15 protein-coding genes are annotated in these 17,328 nt (G+C 71.5%); 5 read left to right on the forward strand and 10 right to left on the reverse strand.

From position 1 onward, the window contains the following. Window positions 1–114: 114 nt before the first annotated feature. Window positions 115–1,470 carry a hypothetical protein gene (locus ACFVW8_RS33075; RefSeq protein ID WP_389696610.1) on the reverse strand — a complete coding sequence of 452 codons (1,356 nt, stop codon included), beginning with the start codon at window positions 1,468–1,470 and terminating at the stop codon, window positions 115–117. A 151-nt stretch (window positions 1,471–1,621) separates the two neighbouring features. On the opposite strand from ACFVW8_RS33075, the gene ACFVW8_RS33080 reads away from it, so the two are divergent. Beyond that, on the forward strand, window positions 1,622–2,620 hold the full coding sequence (locus ACFVW8_RS33080) for a small ribosomal subunit Rsm22 family protein (RefSeq protein ID WP_389696612.1): 999 nt from the start codon (window positions 1,622–1,624) through the stop codon (window positions 2,618–2,620). On the opposite strand, the gene ddaH is transcribed toward ACFVW8_RS33080, so the two are convergent. Next, entirely contained in the window at window positions 2,617–3,453 is an 837-nt protein-coding gene (gene ddaH / locus ACFVW8_RS33085; protein WP_389696614.1) for a dimethylargininase, read from the reverse strand. The two genes, ACFVW8_RS33080 and ddaH, sit on opposite strands and share 4 nt — an antisense overlap. A gap of 354 nt (window positions 3,454–3,807) precedes the next feature. On the opposite strand from ddaH, the gene ACFVW8_RS33090 reads away from it, so the two are divergent. Beyond that, entirely contained in the window at window positions 3,808–4,554 is a 747-nt protein-coding gene (locus ACFVW8_RS33090) for a bifunctional DNA primase/polymerase (protein ID WP_389696616.1), read from the forward strand. 150 nt (window positions 4,555–4,704) lie between these two features. On the opposite strand, the gene ACFVW8_RS33095 is transcribed toward ACFVW8_RS33090, so the two are convergent. The 7 genes from ACFVW8_RS33095 to ACFVW8_RS33125 form a co-directional block, all read right to left on the reverse strand. Continuing rightward, a complete protein-coding gene (locus tag ACFVW8_RS33095) occupies window positions 4,705–5,640 on the reverse strand; it encodes a hypothetical protein (RefSeq protein WP_389696618.1) in 936 nt (311 codons plus the stop codon). After that, a complete protein-coding gene (gene efeU, locus ACFVW8_RS33100) occupies window positions 5,573–6,544 on the reverse strand; it encodes an iron uptake transporter permease EfeU (protein WP_389696620.1) in 972 nt (323 codons plus the stop codon). The genes ACFVW8_RS33095 and efeU overlap by 68 nt, the downstream gene beginning before the upstream one ends. 60 nt (window positions 6,545–6,604) lie before the next feature. Beyond that, entirely contained in the window at window positions 6,605–7,912 is a 1,308-nt protein-coding gene (gene efeB / locus ACFVW8_RS33105) for an iron uptake transporter deferrochelatase/peroxidase subunit (RefSeq protein ID WP_389696622.1), read from the reverse strand. Between the two features lie 23 nt (window positions 7,913–7,935). Continuing rightward, complete coding sequence (efeO, locus tag ACFVW8_RS33110; protein WP_389696624.1) at window positions 7,936–9,072, reverse strand: iron uptake system protein EfeO; 1,137 nt, start codon at window positions 9,070–9,072, stop codon at window positions 7,936–7,938. 201 nt (window positions 9,073–9,273) lie between these two features. Continuing rightward, complete coding sequence (locus ACFVW8_RS33115; protein WP_389696626.1) at window positions 9,274–10,113, reverse strand: heme ABC transporter ATP-binding protein; 840 nt, start codon at window positions 10,111–10,113, stop codon at window positions 9,274–9,276. Beyond that, window positions 10,110–11,219: a FecCD family ABC transporter permease gene (locus tag ACFVW8_RS33120; RefSeq protein ID WP_389696628.1), complete on the reverse strand. Its 1,110-nt coding sequence runs from the start codon at window positions 11,217–11,219 to the stop codon at window positions 10,110–10,112. The genes ACFVW8_RS33115 and ACFVW8_RS33120 overlap by 4 nt, the downstream gene beginning before the upstream one ends. Continuing rightward, entirely contained in the window at window positions 11,216–12,295 is a 1,080-nt protein-coding gene (locus ACFVW8_RS33125; protein ID WP_389696630.1) for a hemin ABC transporter substrate-binding protein, read from the reverse strand. The genes ACFVW8_RS33120 and ACFVW8_RS33125 overlap by 4 nt, the downstream gene beginning before the upstream one ends. Before the next feature lie 133 nt (window positions 12,296–12,428). Between ACFVW8_RS33125 and ACFVW8_RS33130 the strand changes: the two genes are divergently transcribed. From ACFVW8_RS33130 to ACFVW8_RS33140, 3 genes are all read left to right on the forward strand, one after another. After that, window positions 12,429–13,838: an HtaA domain-containing protein gene (locus ACFVW8_RS33130; protein ID WP_389696632.1), complete on the forward strand. Its 1,410-nt coding sequence runs from the start codon at window positions 12,429–12,431 to the stop codon at window positions 13,836–13,838. Window positions 13,839–13,909: 71 nt separating this feature from the next. Continuing rightward, a complete protein-coding gene (locus ACFVW8_RS33135) occupies window positions 13,910–15,475 on the forward strand; it encodes an HtaA domain-containing protein (RefSeq protein WP_389696634.1) in 1,566 nt (521 codons plus the stop codon). A gap of 80 nt (window positions 15,476–15,555) precedes the next feature. Then, window positions 15,556–16,227, forward strand: coding sequence for a PhzF family phenazine biosynthesis protein (locus tag ACFVW8_RS33140; protein WP_389696636.1), 672 nt, complete (start codon window positions 15,556–15,558; stop codon window positions 16,225–16,227). A gap of 141 nt (window positions 16,228–16,368) precedes the next feature. On the opposite strand, the gene ACFVW8_RS33145 is transcribed toward ACFVW8_RS33140, so the two are convergent. Then, entirely contained in the window at window positions 16,369–17,034 is a 666-nt protein-coding gene (locus ACFVW8_RS33145; RefSeq protein WP_389696638.1) for a heme oxygenase (biliverdin-producing), read from the reverse strand. Between the last annotated feature and the right edge of the window lie 294 nt (window positions 17,035–17,328).

Raw genomic sequence — 17,328 nt, forward strand, 5'->3', positions numbered from 1 at the left:
GTGGCAGCTGGGGGCCGCGCGGCCGTGAGATCGTGCGGCACGGACGCGCCGTGGGGGGCGCACCGCACCCGGCCCCCCCCCCTCGGCGCATAGGGGCGCACGGGCCCGCCGACGTCACTCCGCGCGCGGGTAGCCGATCAGGTGCAGCCGGTCCCTCTCGTCCGTCCAGCGGAACAGGCCGACCCCCTCCTCGCCCTCCCCGCCCGGGACCCGCACGTTCGCGGGCAGCGACTCCGTGGTCCCGGAGACGACCTCGGCTCTGACCGGGAAGCCGCCGCCCGCCAGCACGTCCGCCGCGTTGCGCACGCTCGTCGCCCCGTACGCCGTGCCGTCGTCGGTCACGGACGCCAGCGTCAGCGCCTTCGCGCCCGCGTTGTCCTCGAAGCAGTAGCCCTTCCTGGCGCTCAGGTCGAACGCCAGGTTCCCGGCCACCAGATAGCTGCCCGAGGGCGACATGACGGCCTGCGGGTACTGGCCCGGCTCGATCGCCGGTTTGTGGCACCGCACCGAGACCAGCGCCTTGCCCGTCTCCGAGCTGTGCACCGTCCACAGATCCTCGGTCGAGGCGTTCTTCGACCCCGTGGCGAGCTTCCACTTCGCCAGCACCACCCCGGGGGCCACCGACGTGGGGACGCCGCTCCTGCTGTCGGCGCCCTTGGGCGCGATGTTCCGGCTGAACCAGCCGCCCTGCACCCAGAACTCCCGCGCACCGCTCACCAGCAGTCCCTTCGAGGTCAGCCCGCGCACCTCGGTGAGCTGCTTGCAGGTCGGGCAGTCCTTCGGGTACTTCAGCGACTTGGCGGGGGCCTTGCTGATCCTGCCGGTCTTCGGGTCCACCACCACGCTGTTGGCCTTGCCGTCGCTGATCACGATGCCGGGGCCGGTGGCGGTGACGGAGGGCACGGTGTTCCACGGCACCTCGACGCGCTGCCGGGCGCCGTCCTCCACGTCGTACACGTCCAGGGAGACGATCGTGGCGGCCGGGGTCAGCGCGTTCTCGCCGATCTTCCCGTACGACCAGGTCACGAAGTACTCGTGGTCCTCCGTGGCGACGCTGAGCACCTTCGGGAAGTGTTCCACGGACGGCGGCCGCCACTTCTCGCCGTTCCAGTCGGCCCGCCCGGTCTTCGAGTCGATGGTGCGGAGCTGGTACTGGTCCGCGCCGGCCCGCACCAGGAACGCGAGGCGCCCCGTCGTCCGGGAGACCGCGTAGTCGGGCGAGGTGCCGATGAGCTCCCAGCCCCGCTGTGTCGTGTACGCGGGCGGGACGGGCAGCTGTGTCGCCGGGCCGGTGCTCTTGCTCACCGGCTTCTTCGCCTTGCCGTCGTCCTTGCCGCCGCCGCCGCCGCAGGTGGCCAGCAGGAACAGCAGGGCGAGCACGATCACTCCGGTGACCAGAGTCAGGCGTACGACCCTCTCCCGCACCGTCCCCTCGGTGACCAGAGTCAGGCGCACGATCTTCTGTCTCATGGTCCCCCCGAAGCGCAATTCCCGACCCCGCGCCGGTCAGCGTAGCAACTGGTTCGTGACTGTTCGCAGTTCGGTTGTGTTCACATTCTGTCCCGATTCCGTACGGAGAACGGGACCGCGCGGCTCCTCGCCGGCCGCCTACAATTCGTCGGTGAACGTCACCCTCCCCACCGCGGACACCCTGCGTGCGGCCCTGGCCGGACTCCTCGACGGGCTCCCGCCCAAGCAGGCCGCCCAGGCCGTCGACCGGCTCATCGCCAGCTACCGGGGGACCACTCCCACCGACGCCCCGGTGCTCCGCGACCGCTCGGACGTCGCCGCGTACGCCGCGTACCGGATGCCCGCCACCTTCGAAGCGGTGCGGTCCGCCCTGCACGCCCTGCGCGAGGCCGCCCCGGACTGGGCGCCCGCCACGCACACCGACGTCGGCGGCGGCACCGGAGCGGCGAGCTGGGCGGTCGCCGGGGCCTGGGACGGGCCGCGGACCACCGTCCTGGACTGGGCCGAACCCGCGCTCGCCCTGGGCCGCGAACTGGCCGGCGCCTCAGGCGTCCCGGCCCTGGACTCCGTCGAGTGGCAGCGGGCCCGGATCGGCGAGGACCTCGATCTCGCCGCCACGGACCTGGTGACCGTCTCGTACGTGCTCAACGAGCTGACGCCGCAGGCCCGCACCGCCCTGGTCGGCGCCGCGGCACGAGCGGCGCAGGCCGTGGTGATCGTCGAACCCGGCACCCCCGGCGGCTACGCCCGCGTCATCGAGGCCCGGGACCTGCTGACCGCCGCCGGGTTCACCGTCGCCGCGCCCTGCCCGCACAGTGACGCCTGCCCCATCGAGCCGGGCACGGACTGGTGCCACTTCTCGGCCCGGGTCAGCCGCTCCTCGCTGCACCGGAAGGTGAAGGGGGGCTCGCTGCCGTACGAGGACGAGAAGTTCAGCTACGTCGTGGCCACCCGCTTCGCCCCGCGGCCGGTGGAGGCCCGGGTCACCCGCAGGCCGCAGATCCGCAAGGGCCAGGTGCTGCTCGAGCTGTGCACCCGGGACGAGGGGCTCCGGCGGGCCACGGTCACCAAGCGGCACGGTGAGCTGTACCGCGCCGCCCGGGACATCGACTGGGGTGACGCCTGGCCGCCCCCGCAGGACAGCCCTTAGCCGCGCAGCTCCTGGGTGCAGCACTTCACGCTGCCGCCGCCCTTGAGCAGCTCGCTCAGGTCCATCGGCAACGGCTCGAAGCCGCGCGCCCGCAGTGGGTCGAACAGGCCGGTGGCGGCCTGCGGCAGCAGCACATGGCGGCCGTCGCTCACCGCGTTCAGCCCGAGCGCGGCGGCGTCCGCCTCCTCGGCGATCAGCGCGTCGGGGAAGAGCCGGGCCAGCACCGCACGGCTGCCCGGTGAGAAGGCGGCCGGGTAGTACATGATCTCGTCGCCCGCCTCGTCGAGCACGCTCAGGGCCGTATCCAGGTGGTAGTAGCGCGGATCGACCAGATCCAGCCCGATCACCGGGCGTCCGAAGAACTCCTGCGCCTCGTCGTGCGAGAGCGGGCTGGACCGGAATCCGCGCCCGGCCAGCAGATACGACGAGGTCACCGCGAAGTCGCCCTCGCCCTCGTTGACGTGGTCGGGCTCATGGATCTCGGTGAAGCCGTGCTCGCGGAACCAGTCGCGGTGGGCGGCCGCCTCGGCGAACCGCTCCTGATACGCGAAACGGGCGCCGAGCACCCGGCCGTCGACCACGGTGGCCCCGTTGGCCGCGAAGACCATGTCGGGCAGCCCTGGGTCGGGGGAGAGCAGCTCCACGCTGTGACCGAGGGCGCGGTACCGGTCGCGCAGGTCCTCCCACTGGGTCTGCGCCAGCGGGAGATCCACGGGCTTGGTGGGGTCCATCCACGGGTTGATGGAGTACGTCACCCTGAAGTGGGCCGGGGCGCACATCAGGTAGCGGCGGGGTGTGGCCCGACGGGTGGGTGTGGTGGCTTCACGAGGCAATGAGGGCTCCTCACGAATCGTCGCGGCGGCATTGGTGGCCGCTGCGGCCGGTGCGTCGCACGGGTGTGTGCGTGAGCCCATGGTGCGCCGTCCCGGGGCCGCCGCGCAGTGAACCGATCGGGTGGTTCCGGGAAGTGATGAGGAGGGGGCCCGGGGGGAGTGGCAAGACGGTACGTATCGGCTCGTACCGCTCCTACGTGCACCGACGGGCCGGCGCATCCGTCATTTCGGGCAAAAAGTGTGAGAGGGCTCACCTCGTGTCACCGCTCTCCGCACCCTGCTTCGGGACTCTGGCCACCCGAGGCGCAGGATGGTGGGACGATGGGCAGGGGCAACGCAAAGGCAAGGGGATAGATGGGCGCCGATTTCGGCCGTAGTCGCGGCTCAGAGAGCAAGTTTTCCCACTGGCTGCGCCGACGACCCAAACCGCAGCAGAGCGAGGTCGACGACACCGCACGGGAGGCACTGCTCCTGGCTGTCGCCGAGGCCGGAATGCCGATTGCGCCCGCAGCCCATCCGGTCGGCTACCGATGTTCGTGTGAACGCATGGGCTGTCCCACCCCCGCCAGGCATCCGATCTCGTTCGCCTGGCAGACGCAGTCCACCACCGACCGCGCCCAGATCGAGCGCTGGGCCCGCAGCCAGTCGCAGGCCAACTTCATCACGGCCACCGGCATGATCCACGACGTTCTCGACGTCCCGCTGTCGGCGGGCGCGCAGGCGCTGGAGCGGCTGCTCGCCGCCGGTATCGACGTGGGCCCGGTGGCCCGCTCCGGCGACGACCGGATGCTCTTCTTCACCGCGACGCGGGGTACGCCGGAGGACGAGGACGAGTGGTGGCCGTGCGAGCTGGACTGCCACCCCGAGACGATGGACGAGCACCCCGGGCTGCGGTGGCACTGCCGCGGCAGCTATGTGCTGCTGCCGCCGGCACGGCTTCCGGGTGAGCTGGATGTGCGGTGGGTGCGGGGGCCGGAGAATCCGCTGCCGGATCCGCTGACGCTGCTGGAGACGTTGACGGACGCGTGTGCGCGGTTCGTCGGGTCCGCGGAGCAGAGCGATGTCGACCACGAGTCGGTGGCCTGGCCGCTGAGCCGGTAGGCGGTGGCCCGGCGGGGGTGGGTGCCGGGGCCGTCCGGGTACGGTTTGCCCTCAATCGCCGGGCGGGCTCGAAAGGATGCCCTCAATCGCCGGGCGGGCTCGGTTTTGCGCTCGGGCGGGCTTGATTCCGGGCCTGGGCCTGGCCTTCCTTCAGGAGCCCTTTGCTGCGGTCAGGCCCGGCAGACGGTTCAGTACCGTCACCTTGCCCGAGCCCGTGTCGCCCTTCTTCGGTACGTACACCAGCTGGCTGGAGACCCGCTCCTTCGTGAGGGTGCTCTTCACCTCGCCGGACAGCAGCGCCCGCACGTCCGGTGAGACCGCCGGGCGCAGCCCCTTCGCCGCGGTCTGCTGCTCGAAGTGCTTGCTGCTGAAGAAGACCAGCGCTCCGCCGTTCTCGGTCTCCAGACCGAGCGGACCGAACGCACCGCTGTTCAGCGGCTGGTCGATGTACTGGTACGAGAACCCCGCCCGCCGGGTGTTCTGCCGCGTGGTGCGCCACAGCGAGGTGGACGCCCCGGGGGTGAAGACGTCGGGCGTGCCCTTCTGCAGATAGCCCGTGTACTGCTTGCTCAAGTCCTCCGGGGCCACCGCCAGTTCGGCGCTGTCCGCCGCTACCGGCCTGGCCCGTCCGTCGGCGTCCTTCGCGAAGCGGGGGAGCCTGGACGTGGCGACGACCGAAAGATAGACGGCCTTCCACCCGGCGTCGGGGCCGGACTTGGAGAAGACGAACAGCCAGCGGGTGTCCTGCTTCCCGTTGTCCTGGTCCCGGTTGGTGTCGGTGTTCGCGACGAACCACCGCGGCCAGCCCGCCTTCTTCGGGATGACATAGTCCGCGTCGGTCAGCTCCAGCGCCCGGTGATTCGGGTTGCCGTCCGGGTTGTTCTTCTGCCGGGCCTTCAGGCCCGCCTGGTTGATCGCCCCGAGCGAGCCGCCGATCTCGTCCTCGTCCAGCGCCGGATCGTAGGCCTCGTCCGCCGCGTTGTACGCGGCGGTGAAGGTCTTCAGGGCCTGCGCGGCCTCAGCTCTCGTCGCCGCCGGCACGACTTCCAGCTCGCCGTGCACCGTCACGCACCCGCTCGCCGTCATGCTCAGCACCGTCGCCGCCGCGAGCCCCGTCGCCAGCCGAACCGGCCTCAGACTTCTCATCCGTTGCTTTCTGCGCCTTCTGATCCGTCGCCCCCACTGACCGTGCGAACCCTACCGGGGCGAGGAACAGTGCGAGCGTGGGGATCAGATACAGCGCCCACACCGTGATCTGGAGAACGGTCGGATCGGGCTGGAAGTTGAAGGTGCCCTTCAGCAGCGTGCCGTACCAGCTGTCCGGCGGGATCGCCGCACTGATGTCGAACGCCCGGTTCTGCAGACCGCCGAGGAACTCCGCCTCCTGGAGGTCGTGCACCCCGTAGGCGAGCACCCCCGCGGCGACGACCACCAGCATGCCGCCGGTCCAGGTGAAGAACTTCGCCAGGTTGATCCTCAGCGCACCGCGGTAGAACAGCCAGCCCAGCACCACCGCGGCGGCGATGCCCAGCACCGCGCCGATCATCGGATGCCAGCCGTCGTCCGCCGCGTGCACCGCCCGCCACACGAACAGCGAGGTCTCCAGACCCTCCCGGCCCACCGCGAGGAGCGCCGTGGCGACCAGGGCGCCGGTGCCCATCGCGAGCGCCGCGTCGAGCTTGCCGTGCAGCTCCGCCTTGAGGTGCCGCGCGGTACGCCGCATCCAGAAGACCATCCAGGTGACCAGGCCGACCGAGAGGATCGACAGCGAACCACCCAGCGCCTCCTGCGCCTTGAACGTCATCTCCTGGGAACCGAACTCGAGCCCCGCGCCGAACGCCAGGCTGACGACGACCGCGATGCCGACACCGATCCAGATCGGCAGCAGCTTGTTCCGGTTGCCCGTCTTCACCAGGTAGGCGATGAGGATGCAGACGACCAGGCTGGCCTCAAGGCCTTCGCGCAGGCCGATCAGGAAGTTGCTGAACACGTTTCGGATTCCTTTCGAGGCGCTGAGGAGGGCATAGGACATGGGACGTGGGAACAGCGCCTAGGAGAACAGCGCCCGGCCCCACCAGTCGTCCTTGTCGCGGACGCCCGGCGGAACGGCGAAGTGCGCCGAACCCACGTGCTGGATGTACTCGTTGAGCGCGTCGTGCGCGGCCAGCCGCCGCTGGAGCGGTACGAACGCCTTTCTCGTGTCGCGCTGGTACGCGAGGAAGAACAGCCCGGCGTCGAGACGGCCCAGCCCGTCCGTACCGTCGGTGAACGAGTAACCGCGCCGCAGGATCGTCGCCCCGGCGTTGCTGTCCGGGTGCGCGAGCCGTACATGGGCGGTCGGCAGCATCGCCTTCAGGAACGGTTCGTCGCGCTCCTTGGCCTTGCCGACCGGAGCGCCCTCGCCCTTGTCACGGCCGAAGACGTCCTCCTGCTCCTGGAGCGGGGCGCGGTCCCAGGTCTCGATGTGCATCCGGATGCGCCGGGCCACCAGGTACGAGCCCCCGGTCATCCATCCCGCCCGGTCCTTCTCGCCGACCCACACGTGCTGGTCCAGGGCCGCGGTGTCGCTGCCCGCGATGTTCCGGGTGCCGTCCTTGAAGCCCATCATGTTGCGCGGGGTCTGGGCGCCGGGCGTCGTCGATGACGTCTTGCCGAAGCCCAGCTGCGACCAGCGGATCGCGGTGCGGCCCATGCCGATCCTGGCCAGATTGCGGATGGCGTGCACCGCGACCTGCGGGTCGTCCGCGCAGGCCTGGATGCACAGGTCGCCGCCGCTGCGGGCCGCGTCCAGGTTGTCGCCCGGAAACCTGGGCAGGTCGACGAGGGCGTCGGGCCGCCGGTCCTCCAGGCCGAACCTGCCCTTGGCGAACAGTGAAGGGCCGAAGCCGACGGTCAGCGTCAGCCGGGACGGCTTGAGCCCGAGCGCCTCGCCCGTGTCGTCCGGCGGGGCCTCGGCCAGGCCGCCGTAGGCCCCGTCGCCGACCGCGTGACCGGCCGTCATCCGCTCGGCCGCCCGGGTCCACTCCTTGAGCAGGGCGACCAGTTCGGTCCGGTCCTTCGTGGTCACGTCGAACGCGGCGAAGTGCAGCCGGTCCTGGACGGCGGTGGAGATGCCGGCCTGGTGCGCACCGTGGAACGGCACCGCCGCACCGCTGTCCGCGGCCGGGACCTGACCGTCGTCGGAGCGGACCGCGGCGACGGCGCCGCCGGCCGCCACCGCACCGAGCGCGAGCCCGGCGCCGCCCCAGCCGAGCAGCGCCCGCCTGGAGGGGGCGCCGCCGGGGCCCGGGGCGGCCGGGGTCCCGGAATCCGGGCTCCCGTCGGTGCCGGCTGCCGTGTTCTGCGTGTCCTCGGACATGCCCGGAGCCTCTCTGTGACGCTTTACTTGGTGACCGCGGCGGCGAGCCTGGAGAGCGGCTCGGCCAGGGCGTTGACCGCGTCCGACAGGTCCTTGCGGTCCGCCTTGCCGACCTTCTCGTACGAGGTGAACCCGTAGGAGGACTTGTCCTTGCGGTAGGTGTCCAGCAGCTTGTCCAGCTCGGCGAACCGCTTGTCCAGGGTGGCGGACAGCGCCGCGTCGTTCTTCGAGGCGATCGGCTTCAGCAGCTCGTAGGACTTCTCCGCACCCTCGACGTTGGCCTTGAAGTCGACCAGGTCGGTGTGGCTGTAGCGCTCCTCCTCACCGGTGACCTTGCCGGTGGCGACCTCGTCGAGGAGTTCCTTGGCGCCGTTGGCCATCGAGGTCGGGGTGATCTCCGCCGTGCCGACCCGCTTCTGCCAGTCGAGCAGGTCCTTGTACAGGGTCGGCGCGAGGGACTTCTCCTCGGCACCCAGCTTCTTGTCCTGCCACAGCGCCTTCTCCAGGCGGTGCCAGCCGGTCCACTTCTGCCCGTCCTCCAGGCCGTCGGCGCGGACGTCGACCTTCGGGTCGATGTCACCGAACGACTCGGCGACGGGTTCGGTGCGCTCCCAGCCGAGCCGGGAGCCGGCGTAGACCTTCTTGGCGGCCTCGATGTCCCCGGCGGCGACGGCGTCGGTGAAGAGCTTGGCCTTCGGCAGGGTCTCGTCGGCCTGTTCCTGGACGTAGGTGCGGTAGGCGGCGACGGCCTTGTCCATCTCGGGGCTGCGCTTGGCTGACTTGCCTCCGCTGATCTCCAGCTTCTGCCGGATGCCGTGGCCCTTCATGCCGGGCTTGCAGGCGACCTCGTACGAACCGGCCTTGATCTCCGCCGTGATGGTGGCTTTCGTGCCGGGGCCGATGTTCTCGCGCTCGGCGACGATGCGGTCGTCCGGGAACAGGACGTAGACCTCGGTGACCTTGGAACCCTTGTTCTGCACGGCCAGTTCGATGTGCCCGGCCGGCAGCTTCTTCTCGGAGACCTCGCAGGAGTCGTCCTTCGCGACGACCTGGACGGCTCCGTCACCCTTGCCGTCGCTCTTCTCGGCGCAGCCCGTGACGGCGGTCAGAGCGGCCACGGTGGCGGCAGCGGTGACGACGGAGAGACGAACGGCTCGCATACGGGCTCCACATGAGGATGAAGGAGAAGGAGGGAAAGGCTGGACACAGCTGGGACACAGGCCGGTGAGGCGGACCTAACTTAACCGAGCCTTAGTTGACCGGTACCCACTCATGCAGTGATTCGGCTCTCACTGCAGGAGAGGGGGAACGGGGCGATCACGACCGACCCATGAACGTACCCGGCAGTGGCAAAGCGAGGGTCAAGCGGTCCGGTCGGGCACCACGAGCGGCACCCCGGTGCGCGGGTGCGGGAACACGTCGACCGGCTGCCGGTAGACCTCGCCGAGCAGCGCACTCGTGAACACCTCGGCCGGCGGGCCGGTCACCGCGATCCGTCCGTCGTGCAGCACGGCGGCCCGGTCCGCGTACGCCGCCGCCAGACCCAGATCGTGCAGCACGACGACGACCGCGTCACCGGCGGCGGCCCGCTCCCGGCAGATCCGCAGCACCAGTTCCTGATGGCGCAGGTCGAGCGCGGCGGTCGGCTCGTCGAGCAGGAGCAGCGGGGCGCGCTGCGCCAGCACCCGGGCCAGTGCGACCCGGGCCCGCTCGCCGCCGGAGAGCGCGGAGAACGGGCGGGCGGCGAACTCGGTGACCTCGGTGGCCGCCATCGCCGCACGGACCGCCGGATCGTCCTGCTCCTCGCGCTCCGTACCGGCCCAGGGCGCCCGCCCCATCCGTACGACGTCCTCCACCGGGAACGGGAAGGAGAGCGCGGCGGACTGCGGCAGCACGGCCCGGCGCAGGGCCAGTTCGGGCGCGGACCAGTCGGTGACCGGCCGCCCGTCGATCCGTACCGCACCGCTGTCGGCGGGCAGATCAGCGGCGAGCGCCGCCAGCAGCGTTGACTTCCCGGCCCCGTTCGGGCCGACGAGCGCCAGCACCTCGCCCGCGTGCACCGTCAGCTCGATGGAGTCGAGCACCTGGCGCCCGCCCAGCCGGACCCGCAGCCCGCGCGCCTCGGCGACCGGCTCGCCGGGGGCGACCGGCGCCGGGAGCTGCCGGTCGCCTACCGCGAACAGTTTCCGCAGCGCCCTCATGCCCAACCACCTTGCCTGCGACGGGTCCTGCGCAGCAGCCAGAAGAAGAACGGACTGCCGAAGAGCGCGGTCAGCACGCCGAGCGGCAGCTCGGCCGGATCGGCCACGGTACGCGCCGCGAGATCACCCGCGACCAGCACCAGCGCACCGCCGAGCGCACTGCCGGGGACCAGGAAGCGGTGTCCGGGGCCGTTCGCCATCCGCAGCAGATGCGGCACCAGCAGCCCCACGAACGAGATGATCCCGGCGACCGCCACCGCGGCCGCGGTCAGCAGCGCCACGACGAGCACCAGCACGACGCGGAGCCTTTCGACGTCGACGCCGAGGTGCCGGGCCGGCCGCTCGCCGAGCGCCAGCAGGTCCAGCTTCCGTGCGTAGAAGGGCGCGAGGGCGAGCCCGAGCACCGCGCACGGCAGCACGGCCAGCACCTTGGGCCAGGTCGCCTGGGCCAGCGAGCCGAGCTGCCAGAAGGTGATCTGGGTGATCTGCGCGTTGTCCGCGAAGAAGATGAACAGCCCGATCAGCGCGCCCGCGAAAGCGTTGACGGCGATACCGGTGAGGATCAGCGTCACCACCTCCGTCCGGCCGCCGGACCGCGACAGCGCGTAGACGAGCAGCACGGTCAGCAGTCCGGCGGCGAACGCGCAGACGGTGATGGTCCAGTTGCCGAAGAAGCTCAGCCCGAGCGCGATCGAGGCGACGGCACCGACCGCGGCGCCCGCCGAGATCCCGATGACGCCCGGCTCCGCCAGCGGATTGCCGAAGACCCCCTGCATCAGGGCGCCCGCGCAGCCCAGGGACGCCCCGACCAGCAGCGCGAGGACGACCCTCGGCAGCCGTACGTTCCACAGGACGCTCTCGCCAACCCGGTCCAGGGCGTGTCCGCCGAGCCCCACGCGGTGCTGGACGGAGGCGAGTACGTCACCGAGCGGGATGCGGTAGGCGCCGAGCCCGGCAGAGAGCAGACAGCAGATCACCAGGGCCGCGAGCAGCCCGGCCGTCAGGGTGACGGCGGTGGAACGACTGGCCCGGGGCGGTGCGCCCGCGTCCGGGATATCCGGCCTGCCTTCGGCCGGCCGGATGCGCTCCTCGTAGGAGGCGGTCACTTGGCCGCCCCGTCCTTCGGGTGGAGCTGGGCCACCAGTTCGCTCAGCACCCGGTCGGTGCGCGGCCCGTAGTTCAGCAGCACCCCGTCGTCGACGGACAGGATCCGGCGGTCCATCCCGGCCGGGGTCTCGGCGACACCGGGGATCTTCACGAGGCCGTCGACACCGCCGACCGATTCGAGGCCCTTGGTCATCACCAGGATCGCGTCCGGGGCCGCCTTGGCCAGCGCCTCGCTGGTGATGGCGGTGAAGTCCTTCTTCAGCCCCGAGGCCTTGCCCGCGTCGACGGCGCCCGCCGCTTCGAGCAGCGAACTCGCCCCGGAATCCCGGCCGCCCAGCAGATAGACGGAGGCGGAACCACGCAGATAGAGGAAGGCCACCCGCGGCTTCCGCTCCCCGTCGGCCGGTGCGGGCACGGACTTGTGGACGGCGTCGATCCGTTCCTGGGTGCGCTGCTCGAGCTCGTGGCCGGACTCCGGTACGCCCAGGGCGGCCGCCACCGTCTCGATCCGGCGGCCGACGTCCGCGAGTCCGGTGGCCGGATCGACGACGACCAGTGGGATCCCGGCATCCCGGATCTGCCCGATGGCCTCGGCCGGTCCGGTCGTGGTGTCGGCGAGGACGACGGTGGGCCTCAGGGACAGGACACTCTCCGCCGACACGTCATGGGCGCGGGTCACCACGGGGAGCTTCTCGGCCTGCTCGAAGGTGGCCGTGATGTCGCGGGCCACGACCTGCTTGCCGAGGCCGAGTGTGAAGACGATCTCGCTCAGGCTGCCGGTCAGCGGCACGATCCGGTCCGCCGAGGTGATCGTGGTCCGCTTGCCGTCCGCCGACTTCACGGTGACGGGCAACTCAGGCGTGGGCACGGTGGCCGGCGGCTCGATCCGGTCGGCGTCCGCGGCCGTGCCGGCCGTACCGCCCGCCGTCTTCGCCGCAGGGGTCCCCGTGCCCCCGCAGCCGGTCAGCAGCAGAGCGGCCGCCACGGATACGGCGGCCGTCAGGACGCCGGTGCGCCTGCGCCGCGGCTGCCCGGCGTCCCGGCCCGGCGGGGCGAAGTCCTGCGAGAAGCGCACTGGGCACCGTCCTGTCGTTCTGCGGCGTGCAGTTGGGGAGGGAATGCGAAGGATGCGCCGGAAGGGGGTACCGACACACGATGTACATACCTTAGGTTAGCCTTACCTCATCTTCTAGGCCTCGGAGGGGTCCATGCCGCCGTACAGACCTGCTCGCGCGCTCGCCGTCGCGCTGCTCGCGGTACTGCTGGGGGCGCTGATCCCGGCCACCGCCGCGCAAGCGGCGAACCGGACGGTGCAGGGCGGCCGGCTGGACTGGGGCATCAAGTCCTCCTTCCAGAGCTATGTCACCGGCCCCATCGCCCAGGGCAGTTGGAGCCTGGCCGGCGGTGCGGCCACGGTCGGCGGCAGCCAGTTCCGCTTCCACTCGGCCACCGGCTCCTACGACCCGGCGGGCGGCGCCCTCAGCTCAGGCTTCTCGGGCGGAGTCCGCTTCACCGGCCACAAGAAGTCCGACGGCTCCTACGAACTCGACCTCACGATCAGCCGCCCCACCGTCCGCATCCGGGGCGGCAGCGGCACCGTGTACGCGGACATGGTCAGCAAGGACCGGGGGACAGGCCGGATCACCTCCACCGCCCAGGTGCCACTCGCCACACTCGGCCTCTCCGGAATCGACATGAAGGGCGGGTCCACCCCCATCGCCCTCAACAACGTCCCGGCGACACTGACTTCGCAGGGCGCGAAATCCTTCGCCGGCTACTACACGGCCGGTACGCCACTGGACCCGGTCAGCCTCTCCGTGGACACCACGGGCCCGGCGCCGAAGCCCGCCGCGTCGAAGTCCACCGAGAAGTCCGGCAGCAGCGGCGAGCAGCATAAGAAGAAGGCGACGGCGGGCCGCTTCGAGGACGCCGCGGTCGACTGGGGTGTGCGCCGCACCTTCCGCGAGTACGTCACCGGCCCGATCGGCAAGGGGAAGTGGACCCTGGCCGGCGGCGCCCAGGACGGCGGTGCGCTCTTCCGCTTCCCGAAGGGCGAAGGAACGTACGACCCGGAGAAGCAGACCCTGAACGCCACCTTCGCGGGCAGTGTCCGCTTCACCGGGGCGGGCGGCCTCGATCTGACGCTCTCCCGGTTCGCGGTGGGGCTGAAGGCGGGCAAGGGCACGCTCAGCGCCGACGTCCTGAGCGACGGAGAGGCCCGCAAGGCCGTACCGCTCATCACCTTCACCGCCAAGGACTTCGCGCCGAAGAACGGCCTCGCGGTCCTCACGGAGGCCCCCGCGACCCTGACCGCAGGCGGCGCCAAGGCCTTCGGCTCCCTCTACAGGGCGGGCACCGCGATGGACCCCGTCTCGCTCGCCGTGGCCGTCGACGCGAAGGCGAAGCTGCCCGCGCTGCCCGACCTGGGCAGCGACCCCGCACCGTCGGACTCCCCTTCGCCGGCGACCACCGTGGCGGCTGCGGCATCCGCGCCGGACGACGGCCCCCCGACCGCGCTGTACCTGGCACTCGGCGGCGCGGGCGTGCTCGCCGTGGCCGCGGCCGGCGTGCTGTTCCTCGTGCGCCGCAGCCGCTCGAAGCCGGACACCCCCTCCTGACCCCCGCGCATCCTCCCTCCCCCCACACCACCCCCGTTGATTCCTGCTCATCCCTGAGGAGACCACCGACCATGGCAGCCACCCGCCGCCCCATAGCCCTCGCCGCAGCCGTCGCCACCGCTGCCGCCCTCGGTGCCGCCTTCGCCCTCCCGGCGTTCGCGGCCGGACAGTCCGACCGGGAAGGTGCCTCCGCGTCCGCCCCGGCCATGGAGCTGAAGGACGGCACGCTGGACTGGGGCTTCAAGGAGTCCTTCCGCAAGTACATCGGCGCCGCGGGCAAGATCACGGTCAAGGACGGCGCCACCCAGGCCGACGGCAACGGTGTGTTCACCTTTGTCAACGGCAAGGGCACGTACGACATGACCACCCACGGCACCGACACCGCCTTCGAGGGCGGCGTCAACTTCTCGGCCCACGGCGGCGTTCTCGACATCACGCTCTCGGACGTCAAGCTGTCGACCGCCGGCACGGGCGGTGCGATCACCGCAGACGTGGCGACGCCGCAGGGCACCCAGGACGATGTGGCCGTCGCCGATCTCGACCTGTCGGCCGTGAAGCCGGGCCAGGGCGCGGGCGGGGCGATGGTCTTCAAGGACATCCCCGCGAAGCTGACGAAGGCGGGCTCCGAGGCCTTCAACGGCCAGTACCAGGAGGGTGAGGTCCTCGACCCGGCCACGCTCACGGTGAAGGCTGTCGCGGCCCCGACCGAGGAGCCGACCGGCCCGGCCGAGCCGACGGAGAAGCCGACCGACCCGGCCGAGCCGACCGGCAAGCCCACCACACAGCCCACCACGCAGCCCACGGAGGCGACACCGAAGCCGTCCCCGACGGTCACGGCCACCGACAAGCCGGCCGCCGACCCGGGCGCCATCGCCGACGGCACCCTGGACTGGGGCGTCAAGGCCTCCTTCCGTACGTACGTCACGGGCCCGATCGCCAACGGCAGGGTCGAGACGACGGGCGGCGCCACCGCGTCCGGCGACGGCTACCGCTTCCCCGACGCCACCGGCCACTTCGACGCCGGCGAGAAGACCCTGAACGCCGAGTTCGACGGCAAGGTCCGCTTCCTGGGTCACCAGGAGGACGGTGCGTACACGCTCGACCTGTCGCTGACCAACCTGGAGATCCAGGCGGACGGCACCAAGGGAAAGCTCGTCGCCGACGTGTCCACCAAGGACCGTGAGACGAAGGAGGTCGCCACCTACACCGGTCTGGCCGTCGCCGATCTGAAGCTGCCGGCCGGCGGACTCACCGCCAAGGACGGTGTGGTGACCCTCTCGGCGATCCCGGCGACCCTCACCGCCGACGGCACCAAGGCCTTCGGCGGGATGTACAAGGCGGGTGAGCGGCTCGACGCGTTGACCGTCGCAGTCGCCGTGGACAAGGACGCCGAACTCCCGGCCACCGGCGGCACAACAGGCGGCTCGTCCACGGGCGGTACGTCCACGGGCGGCTCGACCGCCGGCGGTTCGACGACCGGCGGCACCGTGGGCGGCGGCGGCACGGTCGGCGGCACGGGAGCCCTCGCCTCCACCGGCTCCGACATCCCGTCCGGCGCGCTGTTCGCCGCCTCGGGTCTCATCGTGGCAGCCGGCGCCGGAGCGGTCGTCGTGGCCCGCCGTCGCCGCACCGTCTGATCCCGCCCCGCCGCGCGACACCACCGCCCGGGTACCGGCCTCGTGCAGGGCCGGCACCCGGGCGGTGCTTGAATGCGCACGTGAGTGACTACGACGTACCCGCCGGCATCGACGTACTGCGCGTGTTCTGCGGTCCCGACGGCCGGCACGGCAACGCGCTCGGAGTCGTACGCGACGGACGCGACCACCCCGACGAGGCGTCCCGGCAGCAGCTCGCCCGCCGACTCGGCTTCAGCGAGACGGTGTTCGTGGACGATCCGGAACGCGGTCACCTGGAGATCTTCGCCCCGGGGCTCCGGCTGCCGTTCGCCGGGCACCCCCTGGTCGGCGCCGCCTGGCTGCTCGACCTGGAGGTCCTGGAGCTGGAGGTGGGGGAGGTCTTCGCCCGCCAGGACGGTGAGTTCAGCTGGATCACCGCCCGCCCCGAGTGGGCCCCGCCGCGCACGCTGGAGCGGTACGGCTCGCCCGCCGAGGTCGACGCGCTGCCCGCCCCGCCGCCGGGCGAGGGCTGGCTCTACGCATGGGCGTGGGAGGACGAGGCGGCGGGCCGGGTCAGGGCCAGGGCGTTCCCCCGGAGGGACGAAGGGGCCGCCGAGGACGAGGCGACGGGCGCGGCCGCGCTGCTGCTCAGCACCCAGCTGGGCCGCGCACTGAACATCAGGCAGGGCCGCGGCTCCCAGATCCTGACAGCCCCCGCACCGGACGGCACGGTGGAGATCGGCGGACGGGTCCTGCTGGCCGTCCAGAGCTGACCGAAATCCGGCACACCGGGCCCGCGCGGCGGCACACCGGGCCCGCGCGGCGAAAATCTAAGCCCGTCCGGCGATCGAGGACAAAAGACGAAGCGGCGGAGCAACCCGAGCCCGGGTCACTCCGCCGCCGGCCGCCGAGGCCTACGCCCCGAGCGGGAAGACCTCACCCAGCTCGCGGAACACCGCGGTGTTCAGCGCGAACGCCCGCTTGCACTCGTCCACGATCCGCCGCTTCTCCAGATCGTCCGCGTGCACCCCGTCCAGCAGCTCGCGGTAACCCCGCTTGAACGAGGCGGGGTTGGCGATGCCCTCGAAGACGTAGAACCGCACGCCGTCGCCCTTGCGCTCGAAGCCCCAGGTCCGCTCCGCCTTGTCGCGGATGATCTGGCCGCCCGACAGGTCGCCCAGGTAGCGCGTGTAGTGGTGCGCGATGTATCCCGCCGGCCAGCTGCGGGCGCACTCGGCCACCCGGTCGGCGTAGGCGGCCGTGGCCGGCAGCGGCTCCAGGTCCTCGCGCCAGCCGGCACCCCGCAGATGGGCCAGATCGCGCTCCAGCTCGGCGGTGCGCATCAGCTCGGACTGGATGAACGGACCGGCGACCGGGTCGTTGCGCAGTGCCTCGGCACCGTCCTCCAGGGCCCGGTACACGAACCACAGCTGCTCGGTGTAGCGCGTGTACGCGTCCACACCGAGGCGGCCGCCGAGCAGGTCGCTCATGAAGGTCGAGGTCTCCGCCTCGGTGTGCTGCTCGTGCGACGCGGTGCGGATCAGTGTCGAGAAGGGCGTGGCGGTGACGGTTGCGTCCAAGGTGGGCCTCCGGGGACCGAGGGGGACGGGAAGTCCAGAAAGAGACGTAGATATCGGCCTGTCACGGCAGTTCCCGTGGCGCCGGCCGGTGTGCCGATCTTCCTACTTAGGCTTACCTAAGTCAACTGGTTCCCGACGTCCTGTCGGTAAAACGTACCTCCTCCGGCCCGGAGGCATACGGAAAACGGCCGCCCGGGGGGCGGCCGGTTTCCCTGAGCGGGGGGGGTGCGGGGCGGGGAGCGTGAGGGTCTCGGCCCCCGGCTCCGTCACCACCACCGGCGGCTCGAACAGGGC

Source organism: Streptomyces sp. NPDC058221 (assembly GCF_042882365.1).
Classification (GTDB): domain Bacteria; phylum Actinomycetota; class Actinomycetes; order Streptomycetales; family Streptomycetaceae; genus Streptomyces.